Origin of the sequence: Streptomyces flavusporus, assembly GCF_046267975.1 — a bacterium.
Taxonomy (GTDB): domain Bacteria; phylum Actinomycetota; class Actinomycetes; order Streptomycetales; family Streptomycetaceae; genus Streptomyces; species Streptomyces flavusporus.
The window spans coordinates 5,332,479-5,347,399 of the sequence record NZ_CP176503.1; the positions used below are offsets into that span (position 1 = coordinate 5,332,479).

The window sequence follows — 14,921 nt, forward strand, 5'->3', positions numbered from 1 at the left end:
CGGTGGCCCGTGGTGAAAGCCGGTCTTACGAATCCCACGCTCCCACGTTCCGGTCCCTACGCGTCCGTTTCCGCCCCCTCGAATGAACCATCCCTGGCTCCAAGGTGAACTCTGGGCGACGAGTGTTCGAGCTCGCACCCGGACGGCTGTGGGCAACCATTAGGGCATGCCTAACCTGGATGCATGGACGTGAACGCGGCGGTCGCCGCAGCGGCAGCGATCGCCGGTGTGCTCACCGGTGTCATCGCCATGCTGGCGTTCCGCTGGAGCGAACGCGACCTGAAGCGCCCCACCCGGACCTCCCTGCACACCGACCCGGTGCTTCCGCCCGGCGTCGACACGGTGCTGTCCGTGCTGCGCTCCTCGGCCGTCGTCCTGGACGAGGCCGACGCCGTCGTCAAGGCCAGCTCCGCGGCGTACGCCCTCGGACTGGTCCGCGGCGGCAAGCTCGCCGTCGACCCCATGCTGCAGATGGCCCGCGACACCCGGCGCGACGGTGAGATACGCCAGGTGGAGCTGGACCTGCCCCGGCGCGGCAGCGGCCGCGGCGAGGCCCTCGCCGTCTCCGCCCGGGTCGCCCCGCTGGGCTCCCGGCTGGTGCTGCTGCTGGTCGAGGACCTCACCGAGGCCCGCCGGATAGAGGCGGTACGACGCGACTTCGTCGCCAATGTCAGCCACGAGCTCAAGACCCCCGTCGGCGCGCTCTCCCTCCTGTCCGAGGCCGTCATGGACGCCTCCGACGACCCCGAGGCCGTGGAGCGCTTCGCCGGCCGGATGCAGATCGAGGCGACCCGGCTGACCAACCTGGTGCAGGAGCTCATCGACCTCTCCCGGGTCCAGAACGACGACCCGCTGGAGGACGCCGAGCCGGTCCGGGTGGACGAGCTGGTCGCCGAGGCCATCGACCGGTGCCGCCACCAGGCGGGCACCAAGCAGATCACCATGGCCTCGAATGTATGGGCGCCCGAAGGGCTCGGTCAGGGTGGTGGTGGGCGACGGGTGGGCGGCACCGCCGACCTGCATGTCTGGGGAAACCGCAGCAAGCTGGCCGCGGCCCTCGGCAACCTGGTCGAGAACGCCGTCAACTACTCTCCCGCCCGCACCCGCGTCGGCATCGCCGCCCGCCGGGTGAACGGCTCCGGCGGGGACATCATCGAGATCGCCGTCACCGACCAGGGCATCGGCATCTCCGACAAGGACAAGGAGCGCATCTTCGAGCGCTTCTACCGAGTAGACCCGGCCCGCTCCCGTGCCACCGGTGGTACGGGCCTCGGGCTGGCGATCGTCAAGCACGTGGCCGCCTCGCACGGCGGGGAGGTCACGGTGTGGAGCTCGGAGGGACAGGGCTCCACCTTCACGCTGCGGCTGCCGGAGGCGGGCCAGGCCCGCGACCGGGCGCACCAGCACCCCGCTCCTGACGAGGCCGGGCAGTCCGCCGACTCGTCCCCCGACACACCCCCGTACGAATCACTTCCTGCCCCGGAGGTCCTTCCGTGACCCGAGTGCTCGTCGTCGAGGACGAGGAGTCCTTCTCCGACGCTCTGTCATACATGCTCCGCAAGGAGGGCTTCGAGGTCGCCGTCGCGACCACCGGGCCCGACGGACTCGACGAGTTCGAGCGCAACGGCGCCGACCTCGTCCTCCTCGACCTGATGCTGCCCGGACTGCCGGGCACCGAGGTGTGCCGTCAGCTGCGCGGCCGCTCCAACGTCCCCGTCATCATGGTGACCGCCAAGGACAGCGAGATCGACAAGGTGGTCGGTCTCGAAATAGGAGCCGACGACTACGTCACCAAGCCCTTCTCCACCCGCGAGCTGGTCGCCCGCATCCGCGCCGTGCTGCGCCGCCGCGGCGAGCCGGAGGAGGTGGCCCCGGCCGCGCTGGAGGCCGGCCCGGTCCGAATGGACGTCGACCGCCATGTGGTCACCGTCGGCGGCTCCAAGGTCGACCTGCCGCTGAAGGAGTTCGATCTGCTGGAGATGCTGCTGCGCAACGCCGGCCGCGTGCTGACCCGTATGCAGCTCATCGACCGCGTCTGGGGCGCCGACTACGTCGGTGACACCAAAACCCTCGACGTCCACGTCAAGCGACTGCGCGCCAAGATCGAGCCGGATCCGGGCGCGCCGAGGTATCTGGTGACGGTGCGAGGACTCGGCTACAAGTTTGAGCCGTAAACCGCAGCGCGTACGCACAGAAGGGCGGGACCTCCCAGTGAGGTCCCGCCCTTCTGTGCGTACGACGCTGCTCAGTGACCGGCGTCCTCTTCCGCGGGCGACTCCGTCACCGACGCGGACGCCGCGTCGGTCGGGGTGCCGGACTCCGGGTCGGCCGGCGTGCCGGTGGCGGACCCGGTCTCGTTCGGCGAGCCCGACGCACCCTCGGTGCCTTCGGCGGGCTCCTCGCTCGTGGAGGCCGAAGCCCCGGGCGCGGCCGGCACCTCCGTCGGGCCCCACGAGGTGAAGTAGCTCTCGGCCGGGACGACGAAGGCACGCAGGCTCACGTCACCGGTCCGGCTGAAGGAGAAGGTGACCTTCTGCGCGTCGCCGTCGGTGACGCCCTCGCCGTCGCTCAGCACGGCCGAGGCGTTGCCCTTGCCGCCGATGACGACCGAGCCGCCGGCCGGGACGGACAGCGTGCCCCTGCCGGTCGCGGGCGAGATCTTGGCGGTGCCGGCGCCGTCGACGGTGATGGAGTCCAGCGTCTGGGCGGCCCTGCCGCTGTTGAAGACGGTGGCGGAGACGACGGCCGGGCCGGTCGCCTCCGGGTCGGGCTGGGTGATGACCATAGCGTTCTGGATCTTGATGTCGCCGACGCTGGTGGCCGCGTGGTCCGGCTGGATCTCCAGTGTCTGGGAGTTGTTGCCGGCGCCGCAGGCGGCGAGCGAGGCGATCGAGAACGCGATGGCGGAGGCGGCGAGGGCGCCGCGTCGAAGGCTGCTGCTCACGGCGGCGGCAACTCCTTGAACGCAGGGGCAGCTTTCCTTGTAAAGCCGCCCTAAGTGGCTGTCAGCGGCCCCAGGTTACCGAGCCGTTCCCGCGCGGCCGCACCCGACCCTCCCCCGCGGGCGCCCGGCTTCGCTCGGCAGGGCGTACGGCCGGGTGTCCTGTTCCGGCGTGTGACGCGCTCGTACGGCATTCACATAAGCCTTCGCGAAATGTGGGTGAAGGAATGCGTGGTCGGCCCGGAATTGATCACCGGCACGGTCGTGACGGGGGTGTCGTGATCAATTCCGGATTCGTCTCACAGCGACCCCCGGACGCCGAACGGAGTAGCGGAAGTCGAGCGTTTGGAACCGGACATTTAGGGACGTTCGGCTGGTTGATGGAGCCGTCGGAGGTGCGTAACGTGCACGTTTCGCCCGCCCCGGAGAGCCGCTCCGACCTGCGAATACTTTGCTCCGCGGGTCCGGCGAAGCACGTTCCTGTTGCTGTTGTCAAGCCCCGAGATATGCCCTGACCTGCGAAAACGCCATTCAGAAGCTGCCGTTTCCGTGTTACCCTGGATAGCCACGGAAGGGGTACCTGTCACATGACGTTCAAGGTTGGCGACACCGTGGTCTATCCCCATCACGGGGCCGCGCTGATCGAGGCCATCGAAACTCGCCAGATCAAAGGCGTGGACAAGACCTACTTGGTGCTGAAGGTCGCCCAGGGTGACCTGACGGTGCGTGTGCCAGCGGACAATGCGGAGTTCGTCGGCGTACGTGATGTGGTCGGTCAGGACGGGCTGGACCGGGTCTTCGAGGTGCTGCGCGCGCCGTATGCCGAGGAGCCCACGAACTGGTCCCGTCGTTACAAGGCAAACCTGGAGAAGCTCGCCTCCGGCGATGTCATCAAGGTCGCGGAAGTCGTACGTGACCTGTGGCGTCGTGAGCGCGAGCGTGGACTCTCCGCCGGTGAGAAGCGCATGCTCGCCAAGGCTCGCCAGATCCTGGTGAGCGAGCTCGCCCTCGCGGAGAACACGAACGAGGACAAGGCCGAGGCCCTGCTCGACGAGGTGCTCGCCTCCTGACGCGAGGCAGCAGGCCCGCTGCCGCTGTGGACATCAAAAGCCGGCACGTCGAAATGCTGTGGTGCCCGATGACGTATTGCTGTCGCCGGGCGCTGCGGCATGTTCGCACCCGGGCCGGGCATGCTCGTACGCCGTACGCCATATGCCGAGGGAATCTCCCCCCGGTACTGTGCATGCCGGGCTCGGGCAGGAGGCTCGACGAGGGTCACGGAAGGGTCCTGTCAAGCCGTTGTGCGCCCGGCACGCTGAGGCCATACCCAAGTAGGCCGAGCACACAAACCTGACAGGAACCGATGTCTGACGATTCGCGCCCTTCGCGTACCGCCGCGGTGATTCCCGCCGCCGGCCGGGGCGTACGCCTCGGCCCGGGCGCCCCCAAGGCGCTGCGCGCGCTGAACGGCACCCCCATGCTCATCCACGCGGTACGCGCCCTGGCCGCGTCCCGCGCCGTCTCCCTCGTGGTCGTCGTGGCCCCGCCCGAGGGAGCCGCCGAGGTCAAGTCACTGCTCGACGCGGACGTGCTGCCCGAGCGCACCGACTTCCTCGTCGTACCGGGCGGACAGTCCCGCCAGGAGAGCGTGAAGCTCGGCCTGGTCGCCCTGCCGCCCGGCTACGACATCGTCCTCGTGCACGACGCCGCCCGGCCGCTGGTGCCGGTCGACACCGTGGACGCCGTGATCGAGGCGGTGCGCGCCGGTGCGCCGGCCGTGGTGCCGGCCCTGCCGCTCGCGGACACGGTGAAGGAGGTCGAGCCCGCCGAGACCCCCGGTGCGCCGGAGCCCGTGGTGGCCACGCCCGCGCGGGCCCGGCTGCGTGCGGTGCAGACACCGCAGGGTTTCGATCGCGAGGTCCTGCTGCGCGCCCACGAGACGGTCACCGACAACGTCACCGACGACGCGAGCATGGTCGAACAGCTCGGGGAACAGGTCGTCGTCGTACCCGGGCACGAGGAGGCCTTCAAGGTCACCCGCCCGCTGGACCTGGTGCTGGCGGAGGCGGTCCTGGCGCGCCGGAGGCTGACCGATGGCTTCTGAGGCACCGCTGCTTCCCCAGGTCGGCATCGGCACCGACATCCATGCCTTCGAGGAGGGCCGCGAGCTGTGGTGCGCCGGCCTGAAGTGGGAGGGCGAGGGACCGGGCCTGGCCGGGCACTCCGACGCGGACGTCGTGGCGCACGCCGCGTGCAACGCGCTGTTCTCCGCCGCCGGGCTCGGTGACCTGGGGCAGCACTTCGGGACCGGACGGCCGGAGTGGTCCGGGGCGTCCGGGGTGGCGCTGCTGACGGAGGCGGCGCGGATCGTGCGTGAGGCGGGGTTCCGGATCGGCAATATCGCGGTGCAGGTCGTCGGGGCCCGGCCGAAGATCGGCAAGCGGCGGGACGAGGCCCAGAAGGTCCTGTCCGAGGCGGCGGGAGCACCGGTGTCCGTCTCCGGCGCGACGACGGACGGGCTCGGCTTCCCGGGGCGCGAGGAAGGCCTGATGGCGGTGGCGACGGCACTTGTGGTGCGCACCGGCTGACGGCACCTGGGAGGGGGCGTCACGAAAAGGTGCACCTTGTCCACAAGCGGCACGAGGCACAGCTCCCGGCCCACTACCCTGGAGTGGTGACTATTCGCCTGTACGACACCAGCGCCCGGCAGATCCGTGACTTCACCCCGCTCACGCCGGGTTGTGTCTCGATCTACCTGTGTGGTGCCACCGTGCAGGCGGCACCCCACATCGGGCACATCCGCTCGGGCCTCAACTTCGACATCATGCGCCGCTGGTTCGAGTACCGCGGCTACGAGGTGACGTTCATCCGGAACGTCACCGACATCGACGACAAGATCATCTGGAAGGCGGCCGAGCAGAACCGCCCCTGGTGGTCCATCGGCTACGACAACGAGCGCGCCTTCGACGACGGTTACCGCGCGCTCGGCTGCCTGCCGCCGACGTACGAGCCGCGTGCCACCGGCCACATCACCGAGATGGTCGAGATGATGCGCGGCCTCATCGAGCGCGGACACGCCTACGAGGCCGACGGCAGCGTCTACTTCGACGTACGGTCCTGGCCCGCCTACCTGGAGCTGTCCCGGCAGGACCTGGAGGAGATGCGCCAGCCCGCCGAGGAGGGCATCACCGGCAAGCGCGACCCGCGCGACTTCGCCATGTGGAAGGCCACCAAGCCCGGCGAGCCCGACTGGGAGAGCCCGTGGGGCCGCGGGCGTCCCGGCTGGCACCTGGAGTGCTCGGCCATGGCGCACAAGTACCTGGGCAGGGCCTTCGACATCCACGGTGGCGGCCTGGATCTGGTCTTCCCGCACCACGAGAACGAGATCGCCCAGGCCAAGGCCTTCGGCGACGACTTCGCCCAGTACTGGCTGCACAACGCCTGGGTCACCATGAGCGGCGAGAAGATGTCCAAGTCGCTGGGCAACTCGGTGCTCGTGTCCGAGATGGTCAAGCAGTGGCGCCCGATCGTGCTCCGCTACTACCTGGGCACCCCGCACTACCGCTCGACCATCGAGTACAGCGTGGACGCCCTGTGCGAGGCCGAGTCGGCGTTCGCCCGGATCGAGGGCTTCGTGCAGCGCGTCGTCGAGCTGGCCGGCGGCCCCGTCGAGCCCGCCGCCGAGGTGCCGCCCTCCTTCGCCGAGGCGATGGACGACGACCTGGGCGTGCCGCAGGCGCTCGCCGTCGTGCACAACACGGTCCGGCAGGGCAACAGCGCGCTGGCCGCCGACGACAAGGAGTCCGCCGTCGCCCGCCTCGCCGAGGTCCGCGCCATGCTCGGCGTCCTCGGCCTCGACCCGCTGGACGCCCAGTGGGCCGGTGAGGGTGAGCGCAGCGAAGACCTGCACGGCGTCGTCGACAGCCTCGTACGCCTCGTACTCGACCAGCGTGAGGCGGCCCGCGCCCGTAAGGACTGGGCCACCGCGGACGCCATCCGCGACCAGCTCAAGCAGGCCGGCCTCGCCGTCGAGGACAGCCCACAGGGACCGCGCTGGATGCCCGGTCCGCGCTGACCACCCAGGATGTGCCGCCCGGCCACTCGGGCGGCACACTTGCACTGACGTACGTACTCCATCGCATCACACAGACAGGTAGGTCATGGCCGCGAACAACCGCCGCATGTCCGGCAAGAAGGGCGCGCAGGTCGGCAGCGGCGGCAAGCGGCGCCGGTCCCTCGAGGGCAAGGGGCCGACGCCCCCCGCCGAGATGCGCAAGGGCCACGCCAAGCAGCGGGCCGCCGCTGCGAAGGCCCGTCGCGCGCAGGGCCGTACGCCGCAGCGCCGCGGCGGCAAGGCGGCGTCCGAGCTGGTCGTCGGGCGCAACCCGGTCGTCGAGGCGCTGCGTGAGGGCGTGCCCGCCAGCACTCTGTACGTCCAGCAGTTCATCGACAGCGACGAGCGGGTCCGTGAGGCGCTCCAGCTCGCCGCCGAGCGCGGCGGCATCAACCTCATGGAGGCGCCGCGTCCCGAGCTCGACCGCATGACCAACGGGCTCAACCACCAGGGCCTGGTGCTCCAGGTGCCGCCGTACGAGTACGCCCACCCCGAGGACCTCGCCGACGCCGCCGCGGACGAGGGCGAGGACCCGCTGATCGTCGCTCTCGACGGGGTGACCGACCCGCGTAACCTCGGCGCGGTCGTGCGTTCCGTCGCCGCGTTCGGCGGGCACGGCGTGGTCGTGCCCGAGCGGCGCGCGGCCGGAATGACCGCCGGCGCCTGGAAGACGTCCGCCGGTACGGCCGCCCGTACGCCGGTCGCGCGGGCCACCAACCTCACGCGCGCGTTGGAGGCGTACAAGAAGGCCGGCATCGTCGTGGTCGGACTCGCCGCCGACGGGGACGTCGAACTCGGTGAGCTGGACGCCCTCGGCGGCCCCGTCGCCATCGTCGTCGGCAGCGAGGGCAAGGGCCTGTCCCGGCTCGTCGGGGAGACCTGCGACTTCCGGGTGCGGATTCCGATGCCGGGCGGGGCCGAGTCGCTCAACGCCGGTGTGGCGGCGGGGATCGTGCTGTACGAGGCGGCCCGCCGACGGTCGTGAACAACTGTTCTTCGTAGTCACCCACTCGGGGTGTTCCGGGCGGTCCGGACAAGCTTGACGCGGTCCGGACACTTCCGGCGAGTCAAAGCAGTGTCCTAATCACACGTCACTCGGTTAGATGAGTGTGGACACCAGAACACCCCGCACACCCACGGGGGACCGCTCGTCGGGATTCGACGACGCTCCCGCGCTGAGCATGGTGAAGGTGCCGAGCGATCCGGCGCAGATCATCGTCAACCATGCGAGCTTCCGCGTGCAGTTGGGCGCCTCCTCGGGGCGCGCCCAATCCCCGCGCGTCGCACGGCACTTGAGCGCCGCCGCGGACACCGCCCGCACACCCCTCGTCGGCACGGCGGGCAGAGCGGACCGGACGGCCGGCGCCGCCCGTCGCCGTCCCGTCGTCTGGAGCGGCAGGTCCGCCCCGGACGACACCGGCGCCCACCGCCTGCTCCAGGCCGTGCGCGGTGCGGGCGTCCGCCATCCGGAGGAGTCCGCCGTCGACGCCGGAGCCACCCAGGTCATCCCGCGTATCGACGTCGACGCCGGATACGGCGGTGGCCACTACACCGGATACGCCGACTACGACGAGCTGGACCAGACCGTCGAGACCCCCGTCATCGGCGCCCAGCGCACCCCCGGTACCGGCGAGACGCGTCTGCTGCCGCACACGCGCACCGTCGGCAGCGCCTACGACGAACCGGCCCACCGGGGCGAGCAGTTCGACGGCTACGACAGCTACGACGAGCGCGACGAGTACGGCGGCTACGACGACACCGCCGCCGGTGAGGACACCACCGGGACGCGCACCCGCCGCCAGGGCGACGATCCCGCACGGCACGCGTACTACCCCGGCCGCCGGATGAACCTCGGCGTCGTCCTCCTCCCGCTGCGGGTCTTCCTCGGCTGCATCTCCATCTACGCCGGCATGGGCAAGCTCTGCGACCCCGTCTTCTTCGACGGCGGCGAGCGCGGGTCCATGGTCAGGTGGCTCAACACCCTGCACCCCTGGGAAGTCGCCGAGCCGCTGCGCCAGTTCGCCCTCCAGCACCCCGTCGGCTCCGGGCTGCTGATCGCCTTCGCCCAGGTCATCGTGGGCGTCCTCACGGTCCTGGGGTGCTGGCAGCGGGTCGCAGCGGTCGGCGGTGCGCTGCTGTCCGCCGCGCTCCTCGTCACCGTCAGCTGGAAGAGCGTCCCCGCCTACGACGCCCCCGACATCATCTACCTCGCCGCCTGGTCGCCGCTGATCATCGCAGGCGCGCCCGTCTACTCCGTCGACGGCCGGCTGGCCGCACTCGCCTGGCGCCGGCTCGGACCCCGCTCCGACATCTGGGAGCTACGCCGCTACGTCCTGCGCCGCGGCGTCCTCGTCACCGCTGTCGTCACCGGGCTGACCCTGCTCACCGGCTCGCTGCTCGGCGGTGCCGTCCGCGACGCCGACCGGGTCGTCGTCCCCGGCCCCGGCGAGGCCCCGCGCAACGAACTGCCCGGCTCCCCGCTGCCGTCGAAGCCCAGTGAGCGGGGGAGTACCACCCCGTCGGCCACGGCCGGCACCGCGACCACCCCGGGCGCCACCTCGGCCGCGCCCACGGCAGGCGCCGCGACCACGCCGGGCGCCACCGGCGACAGCGGTACCGCCACCGGCGGCTCGCCCAGCCAGACCCAGGGCACCGCGGGCCAGGCCCCGCCGCAGCAGTCCACCCCGGGCGAGCAGGCCCCGAGCACCAGCGCCGGCCCGACCGCCGGAGCCTCGACCGGCGGCACGGGCGCCCCGGGCGGCACCGGCGCCGGCGGCTCCTCCGGCGGAGGGTCCTCGTCCTCCGGGGAGCCCGGACTGGTGGGCGGCCTGCTGGGCTAGGCAGCCACGACGGTCGTGGACGACGGGGTCCCGCACGGTGTGCTGTGCGGGACCCCGTCGTACGTGCTCGCAGCCTCTCCTCAACGGCCCAGTGCGGCCAGCTCCTTCGCGGCCTCCGTGAGGTCCTTCGCGGTGTCGATGGCACGCCAGTAGGCGCCCTGCGGGATCGGGAAGCCGGCCAGGCGGCGTTCCCGGGCCAGACGGGGGAACGTGGTGCGTTCGTGGTCGCCGCGCTCGGGGAGCATCGTGGCGAACTGGGGGGAGAAGACGTAGACGCCCGCGTTGATCTCGTGCGTCGTCGGCGGGGCCTCGATGAAATCCGTGATGTGCCCGAAGCCGTCCGTCTGCACCGCGCCCCAGGGGAGGCGTGGGCGGGCCAGAGCGAGCGTCGCCACGGCGTCGCGCTCGGTGTGGAAGTCGGCCATGTCGCGCAGCGAGAAGCGGGTCCAGATGTCGCCGTTGGTGGCGTACCAGGGCCGGTCGGGGTGTGGGAGACGAGCGGCGGCGTACTTCAGGCCGCCACCGCGGCCGAGCGGCTCCGTCTCGACGACGGTCGTGACCGTCACCGGCAGGTCGGCGGACGCCAGCCACTCCTGCAGGACCTCGGCGAGGTGGCCGCAGCTGACCACCACGTCGGTCACGCCCTCTTCGGCGAGCCAGGCCAGCTGGTGGCCGATGATCGGCGTCCCTGTGCCGGGGATCTCGACCATCGGCTTGGGCCGGTCGTCGGTGTAGGGGCGCAGCCGGGAGCCCTGACCGCCGGCCAGGATGACCGCTTGGACGGGCCGAGACAGGACGTTCGGATCGGTCATGCCCGGCACTGTACGCGGGGGTGGGAATGGCGGGGTCGGGGAGGGGGACCGGCATGCGCCGGGCCCCGGGCCCCTGCCCCGGTCAGCGTGCGTGGCCGGGGCAGGGGACCAGGGGCGGGGTCAGGCGTGGGTGGAGAGGATGCCTGAGGCGAAGGCGGTGTCACAGACGGGGCGGGCGTACGACTGGGCTCGGGTCGGGCCGTAGATGCGGACCGCGGCGCGGCCCAGGGCACGGGCGATGGACGCACAGTGCCCGGCGAGCGAGGGGCGCTCGTTGACGGCCTGCTGGAGGTGGGTGAGTGCGACGCCCGGGTTCTGCTCCTGCAGCTCGGTCAGGAGCTGGTCGCGCAGCACCTCGTGCGGGGCGCGGGTGGCGGTGCGCGACGTGGCGCCGGAGGCCGAGACGTCCGAGGCGGTGAGCACCGAGCTCTCGGGGTTCCCCGACCAGTTGACCCGCGTGACCGCGAGGGTCCCGGAGAGCACCAGGACGACGGGCAGAACGAGGGCGAGGGTGCGGCCGATCCGGCGGGCGGGGCCCTGGCCGCGTCGCGTGGGTTGGGTGGTGGAGTGCTTCACGCGAGTGAGGGTAGCGCCCGGTAATGATTTGGCGACATTTGGTCACCGGTTCGGGGGGCGAAGTAGGGCCTCTTTTTGGTGCGAGGTTGACGAACACTGCTCGAAATGAGCCGGTGTGCCGGGGTATTTGTCGACAAGAAAAAGGGCCCCGCCGCAGGCAGCGGGGCCCTTTTCGTCAACCTGGGTGAATTACCCGGGATGGGTGTTTGGCGCGCGTCAGTCGGAGAGCCGCTCGCCCGTCGAGGTCGAGAAGACGTGGATCTCGCCCGGCCGCGGCACGACGTGCAGCGTGGCGCCCTTCTCCGGGACCGCGCGGCCGCTGACGCGGACGACCAGGTCCTTCAGGTCGTCGCCGACCTTGGCGCTGCCGTAGACGTAGCCGTCGGCGCCGAGCTCCTCGACGACGTTCACGGAGACGGCGAGACCGGCCGGGGCGTCCTCGCTGTCCTTGGACAGGGCGGAGGCGGCGCCGCCGTTGTGCTCGACCACGTCGAAGTGCTCGGGGCGGACACCGACGGTGACGGTGCGGTCACCCTTGTCGGAGGCGGCCTTCAGCGCCTCGCGGTTGACCGGCACCACGCTGTTGCCGAACTTCACGCCGCCGTCGGTGATCGGGACCTCGACGAGGTTCATCGCCGGGGAGCCGATGAAGCCGGCCACGAAGAGGTTGGCCGGGCGGTCGTACATGTTGCGCGGCGAGTCGACCTGCTGGAGCAGACCGTCCTTCAGCACGGCCACCCGGTCGCCCATCGTCATGGCCTCGACCTGGTCGTGGGTGACGTAGACGGTGGTGATGCCGAGGCGGCGCTGCAGCGAGGCGATCTGCGTACGGGTGGAGACGCGGAGCTTGGCGTCCAGGTTGGACAGCGGCTCGTCCATGAGGAACACCTGCGGCTCACGCACGATGGCGCGGCCCATGGCGACACGCTGGCGCTGACCACCGGAGAGCGCCTTCGGCTTGCGGTCCAGGTACTCGGTGAGGTCGAGGATCTTCGCGGCCTCCTCGACCTTCTGCCGGATCTCCGTCTTGTTGACGCCGGCGATCTTGAGCGCGAAGCCCATGTTGTCGGCGACGGTCATGTGCGGGTAGAGGGCGTAGTTCTGGAACACCATGGCGATGTCCCGGTCCTTGGGCGGCAGGTGCGTGACGTCGCGCTCACCGATGCGGATGGCGCCGGAGTTGACGTCCTCCAGGCCCGCGAGCATCCGCAGGGAGGTGGACTTGCCGCAACCGGACGGACCGACCAGGACGAGGAACTCCCCGTCCTCGATCTCGATGTCGAGTGCGTCGACGGCGGGCTTGGTGGAACCCGGGTAGATCCGGGTCGCCTTGTCGAACGAGACAGTGGCCATGGTGAATGGGCCCCCTTCTACCGGCAGGAACGTGCCGGACGATCCGTTGTAGGAAGGTGGTGGTGTAGTCCACGAGAGTGAACTGGCTCAGGACGGTACCTGCCGTTCACCTGTTCTGTCAGTAGCCCGGAGGCTGTGAACTTCGCGGAAATTTTCGACAGAGCTCGGCCGGGACCTGGGTACACTGCACAGGCACGCACGTCATGCGCGCGTGCAGGCCTCCTTAGCTCAGCTGGTCAGAGCGCCGCTCTTGTAAAGCGAAGGTCGTCGGTTCGAATCCGACAGGGGGCTCCGAACAGTGCGGGTCCCGGGCCGACCGTGCCGGTGACCCGCGCTTTCCCCTGCACTGCCCCGCTCCACGGCCGTACTCTGGTCGGCACCATCAGGGAACCGCGTCGGCTGTCTGGAGGTAACGGGGTGAACGGGCGCAGTCCGGAACGGGTCCGCAACGAGCTGGTCGTCTCCATCGTGGACGCCCTGCAGGGCTCGGCCACGGTGATTCAGGCGAGCAGCCGTGAGATCTGGCGGGAGATGCTCGCGGCCGAGCTGGCCTCGCCCGTGGAGCCGTTCGGCGGGGACCGGCTGCGGCCCTGGCTGCTGCAGATCGTCAAGGCGTGCACCGAGGTCGGCGACGGGCTGGCCTGTCTGGTGCGCTCGCTGGAGTACGTGGAGCAGCAGTCGGCGACGGTCGCCACTCTGTGGCCGCTGGTGGACGAATGGGAGGCCGTCGACTTCTTCAACAACGCCGATCTGCGTCCGTTACGGTCCGTCCTGCTGTCGATGAACTCCCCGGACCTGGCGACCATGGCGCGCCGCGCGAGCCGCTCCCGGGTGCAGGAACTGCCCCCCTGGTGCCGGACCGGGTGGCAGGTCTTCCTGCGGCTGGCGGGGGAGAACTCCCCCAACGGTGAACTCCCGCCCAGCATGGCCTTCCTCGCGCTGTGTGCCGACCGGCTGGTGGCGGAGAGCCAGGCCGACAACGCCGAGGTGCTGCGCCGTTTCACCCGCAGCCAGGCCCACGCCCTGCGGCTGGACGGCGCACTGGCGGACTGGCAGCACTCGGAGTTCCCGCAGGCCGCGCCCTCGCTCGTCCCCGCGTATTTGATGATCCAGTTCGAGCCGGACCGGGTCGAGCCGGACCGCTTCTACCTGTCGCACTGGCGTCAGTCCGACCCCGAGGGCTGGCACCCCGTGCGGGGTGAGACCGTCCATCTGCACCGGGAGGAGCTCCCCGGCGCGGTGGAGGGGCTGATAGAGGAGGTCGAGGAGAGATGGGCCGACCTGCGGCAGCCCGTCCTCCTGGAGTTCATCCTGCCGTGGGAGCTGCTGAACGAGCCCGTCGAGTGGTGGCCGAAGGAGTCCGAGTCCGACTCGCCCACCCCGCTGGCGCTGGACTACCCGGTGGTGGTGCGCAGCCTCGAGCGGTTGCAGCGGGCCGCGTGGCACCGGCCCTGGCACAACAAGTGGCGCCAGCTTCGGGAGCGCCCGGCGGACAGCCATCCGCACTGGAGCCGTCCGGAGCAGGACGAGACGTACTTCTTCCATCTGGAGCGTGAGCTGAAGGAGGACCGGTACGCAGTCTGCCTGGTGCTCAGCGAGCCGCCCGGCGACGACTCGGGCACCGGCCGGCGGGAGGTCCTGGCCGGGTTGCGGGCCGGCGTACCCGCGATGGTCTGGCACCGCAGCGATTGCTCGGATCCGTCGTTCCAGGACGCCATCGGCGAAATACTGCAGGACCGGGGGCTAGGAAGTCTCGCGGAACGCATCGGAAAGTGGCGCAAAGAGGCCCTGGCACTCGGACCCGACGGCTGGGACCAGCATGTGGGCCGCCACCTGGCCATTCTGCTCGACGACCCCGACCGCAAGCCGGGGCCGCCCGGGTCGGGGTACGGGCCATGACCCTGCGGAACGAGGCACAGGCCGAGTCGATCCTGCCGCGATTACCGATGGGGGAACGGATTGCGACGGTCTTGCGCGGGGGGTTGACGGGGTGTCACGCTGGTGGTCGAGACGGCCCCAGCGGACGTCCTGCGTACTCCACACCACCGGGGGCGCGTTCCCGACAGTCGACTTGTGATCCCTCCCGTCATCCGCCCGGTGGACTCCCGTCTTGCACCGCAAGCAGACCGCTGCCAGGCTTGGCAACGTGGATGTCACGCATGCCCGCGGACTGCGGGACTCCTCCTCCGCCCTCCCCCCGTGCTCGGGCAGCACTGGACGCTCCGAGGGCGCTTATGCAGCGTGATGACGGCCCACGACCCGTATATCCACCGACTTCTGACGAC

General features: G+C 70.7%; 13 protein-coding genes and 1 tRNA gene. 10 read left to right on the forward strand and 4 right to left on the reverse strand.

Annotation, left to right across the window (positions count from 1 at the left end):
* Window positions 1–183: 183 nt before the first annotated feature.
* Together ACKTSN_RS25335 and ACKTSN_RS25340 are read left to right on the forward strand one after the other, a co-directional pair.
* Window positions 184–1,497 carry a sensor histidine kinase gene (locus tag ACKTSN_RS25335; protein WP_409471204.1) on the forward strand — a complete coding sequence of 438 codons (1,314 nt, stop codon included), beginning with the start codon at window positions 184–186 and terminating at the stop codon, window positions 1,495–1,497.
* Entirely contained in the window at window positions 1,494–2,174 is a 681-nt protein-coding gene (locus tag ACKTSN_RS25340; RefSeq protein WP_129798507.1) for a response regulator transcription factor, read from the forward strand. Before ACKTSN_RS25335 ends, ACKTSN_RS25340 begins: the two co-directional genes overlap by 4 nt.
* 71 nt (window positions 2,175–2,245) lie before the next feature.
* On the opposite strand, the gene ACKTSN_RS25345 is transcribed toward ACKTSN_RS25340, so the two are convergent.
* Window positions 2,246–2,944: a DUF461 domain-containing protein gene (locus tag ACKTSN_RS25345; protein ID WP_409471205.1), complete on the reverse strand. Its 699-nt coding sequence runs from the start codon at window positions 2,942–2,944 to the stop codon at window positions 2,246–2,248.
* 584 nt (window positions 2,945–3,528) lie between these two features.
* On the opposite strand from ACKTSN_RS25345, the gene ACKTSN_RS25350 reads away from it, so the two are divergent.
* The 6 genes from ACKTSN_RS25350 to ACKTSN_RS25375 all read left to right on the forward strand — a co-directional run bounded on the left by ACKTSN_RS25350 (window position 3,529) and on the right by ACKTSN_RS25375 (window position 9,895).
* On the forward strand, window positions 3,529–4,011 hold the full coding sequence (locus tag ACKTSN_RS25350; protein WP_003953493.1) for a CarD family transcriptional regulator: 483 nt from the start codon (window positions 3,529–3,531) through the stop codon (window positions 4,009–4,011).
* A 293-nt stretch (window positions 4,012–4,304) separates the two neighbouring features.
* Window positions 4,305–5,045 carry a 2-C-methyl-D-erythritol 4-phosphate cytidylyltransferase gene (ispD, locus tag ACKTSN_RS25355; RefSeq protein ID WP_409471206.1) on the forward strand — a complete coding sequence of 247 codons (741 nt, stop codon included), beginning with the start codon at window positions 4,305–4,307 and terminating at the stop codon, window positions 5,043–5,045.
* Window positions 5,035–5,529, forward strand: a complete 495-nt coding sequence (gene ispF, locus ACKTSN_RS25360; RefSeq protein WP_409471207.1) for a 2-C-methyl-D-erythritol 2,4-cyclodiphosphate synthase — start codon at window positions 5,035–5,037, stop codon at window positions 5,527–5,529. The genes ispD and ispF overlap by 11 nt, the downstream gene beginning before the upstream one ends.
* Before the next feature lie 86 nt (window positions 5,530–5,615).
* Window positions 5,616–7,016 carry a cysteine--tRNA ligase gene (gene cysS, locus ACKTSN_RS25365; protein WP_409471208.1) on the forward strand — a complete coding sequence of 467 codons (1,401 nt, stop codon included), beginning with the start codon at window positions 5,616–5,618 and terminating at the stop codon, window positions 7,014–7,016.
* An 85-nt stretch (window positions 7,017–7,101) separates the two neighbouring features.
* Window positions 7,102–8,040, forward strand: a complete 939-nt coding sequence (gene rlmB, locus ACKTSN_RS25370; RefSeq protein ID WP_409471209.1) for a 23S rRNA (guanosine(2251)-2'-O)-methyltransferase RlmB — start codon at window positions 7,102–7,104, stop codon at window positions 8,038–8,040.
* A gap of 118 nt (window positions 8,041–8,158) precedes the next feature.
* A complete protein-coding gene (locus ACKTSN_RS25375) occupies window positions 8,159–9,895 on the forward strand; it encodes a DoxX family protein (RefSeq protein WP_409471210.1) in 1,737 nt (578 codons plus the stop codon).
* Between the two features lie 80 nt (window positions 9,896–9,975).
* Here the strand turns inward: ACKTSN_RS25375 and ACKTSN_RS25380 are convergent, their stop codons facing one another.
* From ACKTSN_RS25380 to ACKTSN_RS25390, 3 genes are all read right to left on the reverse strand, one after another.
* Window positions 9,976–10,707, reverse strand: coding sequence for a nucleotidyltransferase family protein (locus ACKTSN_RS25380; protein ID WP_409471211.1), 732 nt, complete (start codon window positions 10,705–10,707; stop codon window positions 9,976–9,978).
* A gap of 120 nt (window positions 10,708–10,827) precedes the next feature.
* Entirely contained in the window at window positions 10,828–11,283 is a 456-nt protein-coding gene (locus tag ACKTSN_RS25385) for a hypothetical protein (protein ID WP_409471212.1), read from the reverse strand.
* Window positions 11,284–11,499: 216 nt separating this feature from the next.
* Complete coding sequence (locus ACKTSN_RS25390; RefSeq protein ID WP_409471213.1) at window positions 11,500–12,636, reverse strand: ABC transporter ATP-binding protein; 1,137 nt, start codon at window positions 12,634–12,636, stop codon at window positions 11,500–11,502.
* 217 nt (window positions 12,637–12,853) lie between these two features.
* Here ACKTSN_RS25390 and ACKTSN_RS25395 point away from each other — a divergent pair.
* Together ACKTSN_RS25395 and ACKTSN_RS25400 are read left to right on the forward strand one after the other, a co-directional pair.
* A tRNA-Thr gene (locus ACKTSN_RS25395) sits at window positions 12,854–12,927 on the forward strand.
* A 126-nt stretch (window positions 12,928–13,053) separates the two neighbouring features.
* Window positions 13,054–14,535, forward strand: a complete 1,482-nt coding sequence (locus tag ACKTSN_RS25400) for an effector-associated domain 2-containing protein (protein ID WP_409471214.1) — start codon at window positions 13,054–13,056, stop codon at window positions 14,533–14,535.
* Window positions 14,536–14,921: the final 386 nt, after the last annotated feature.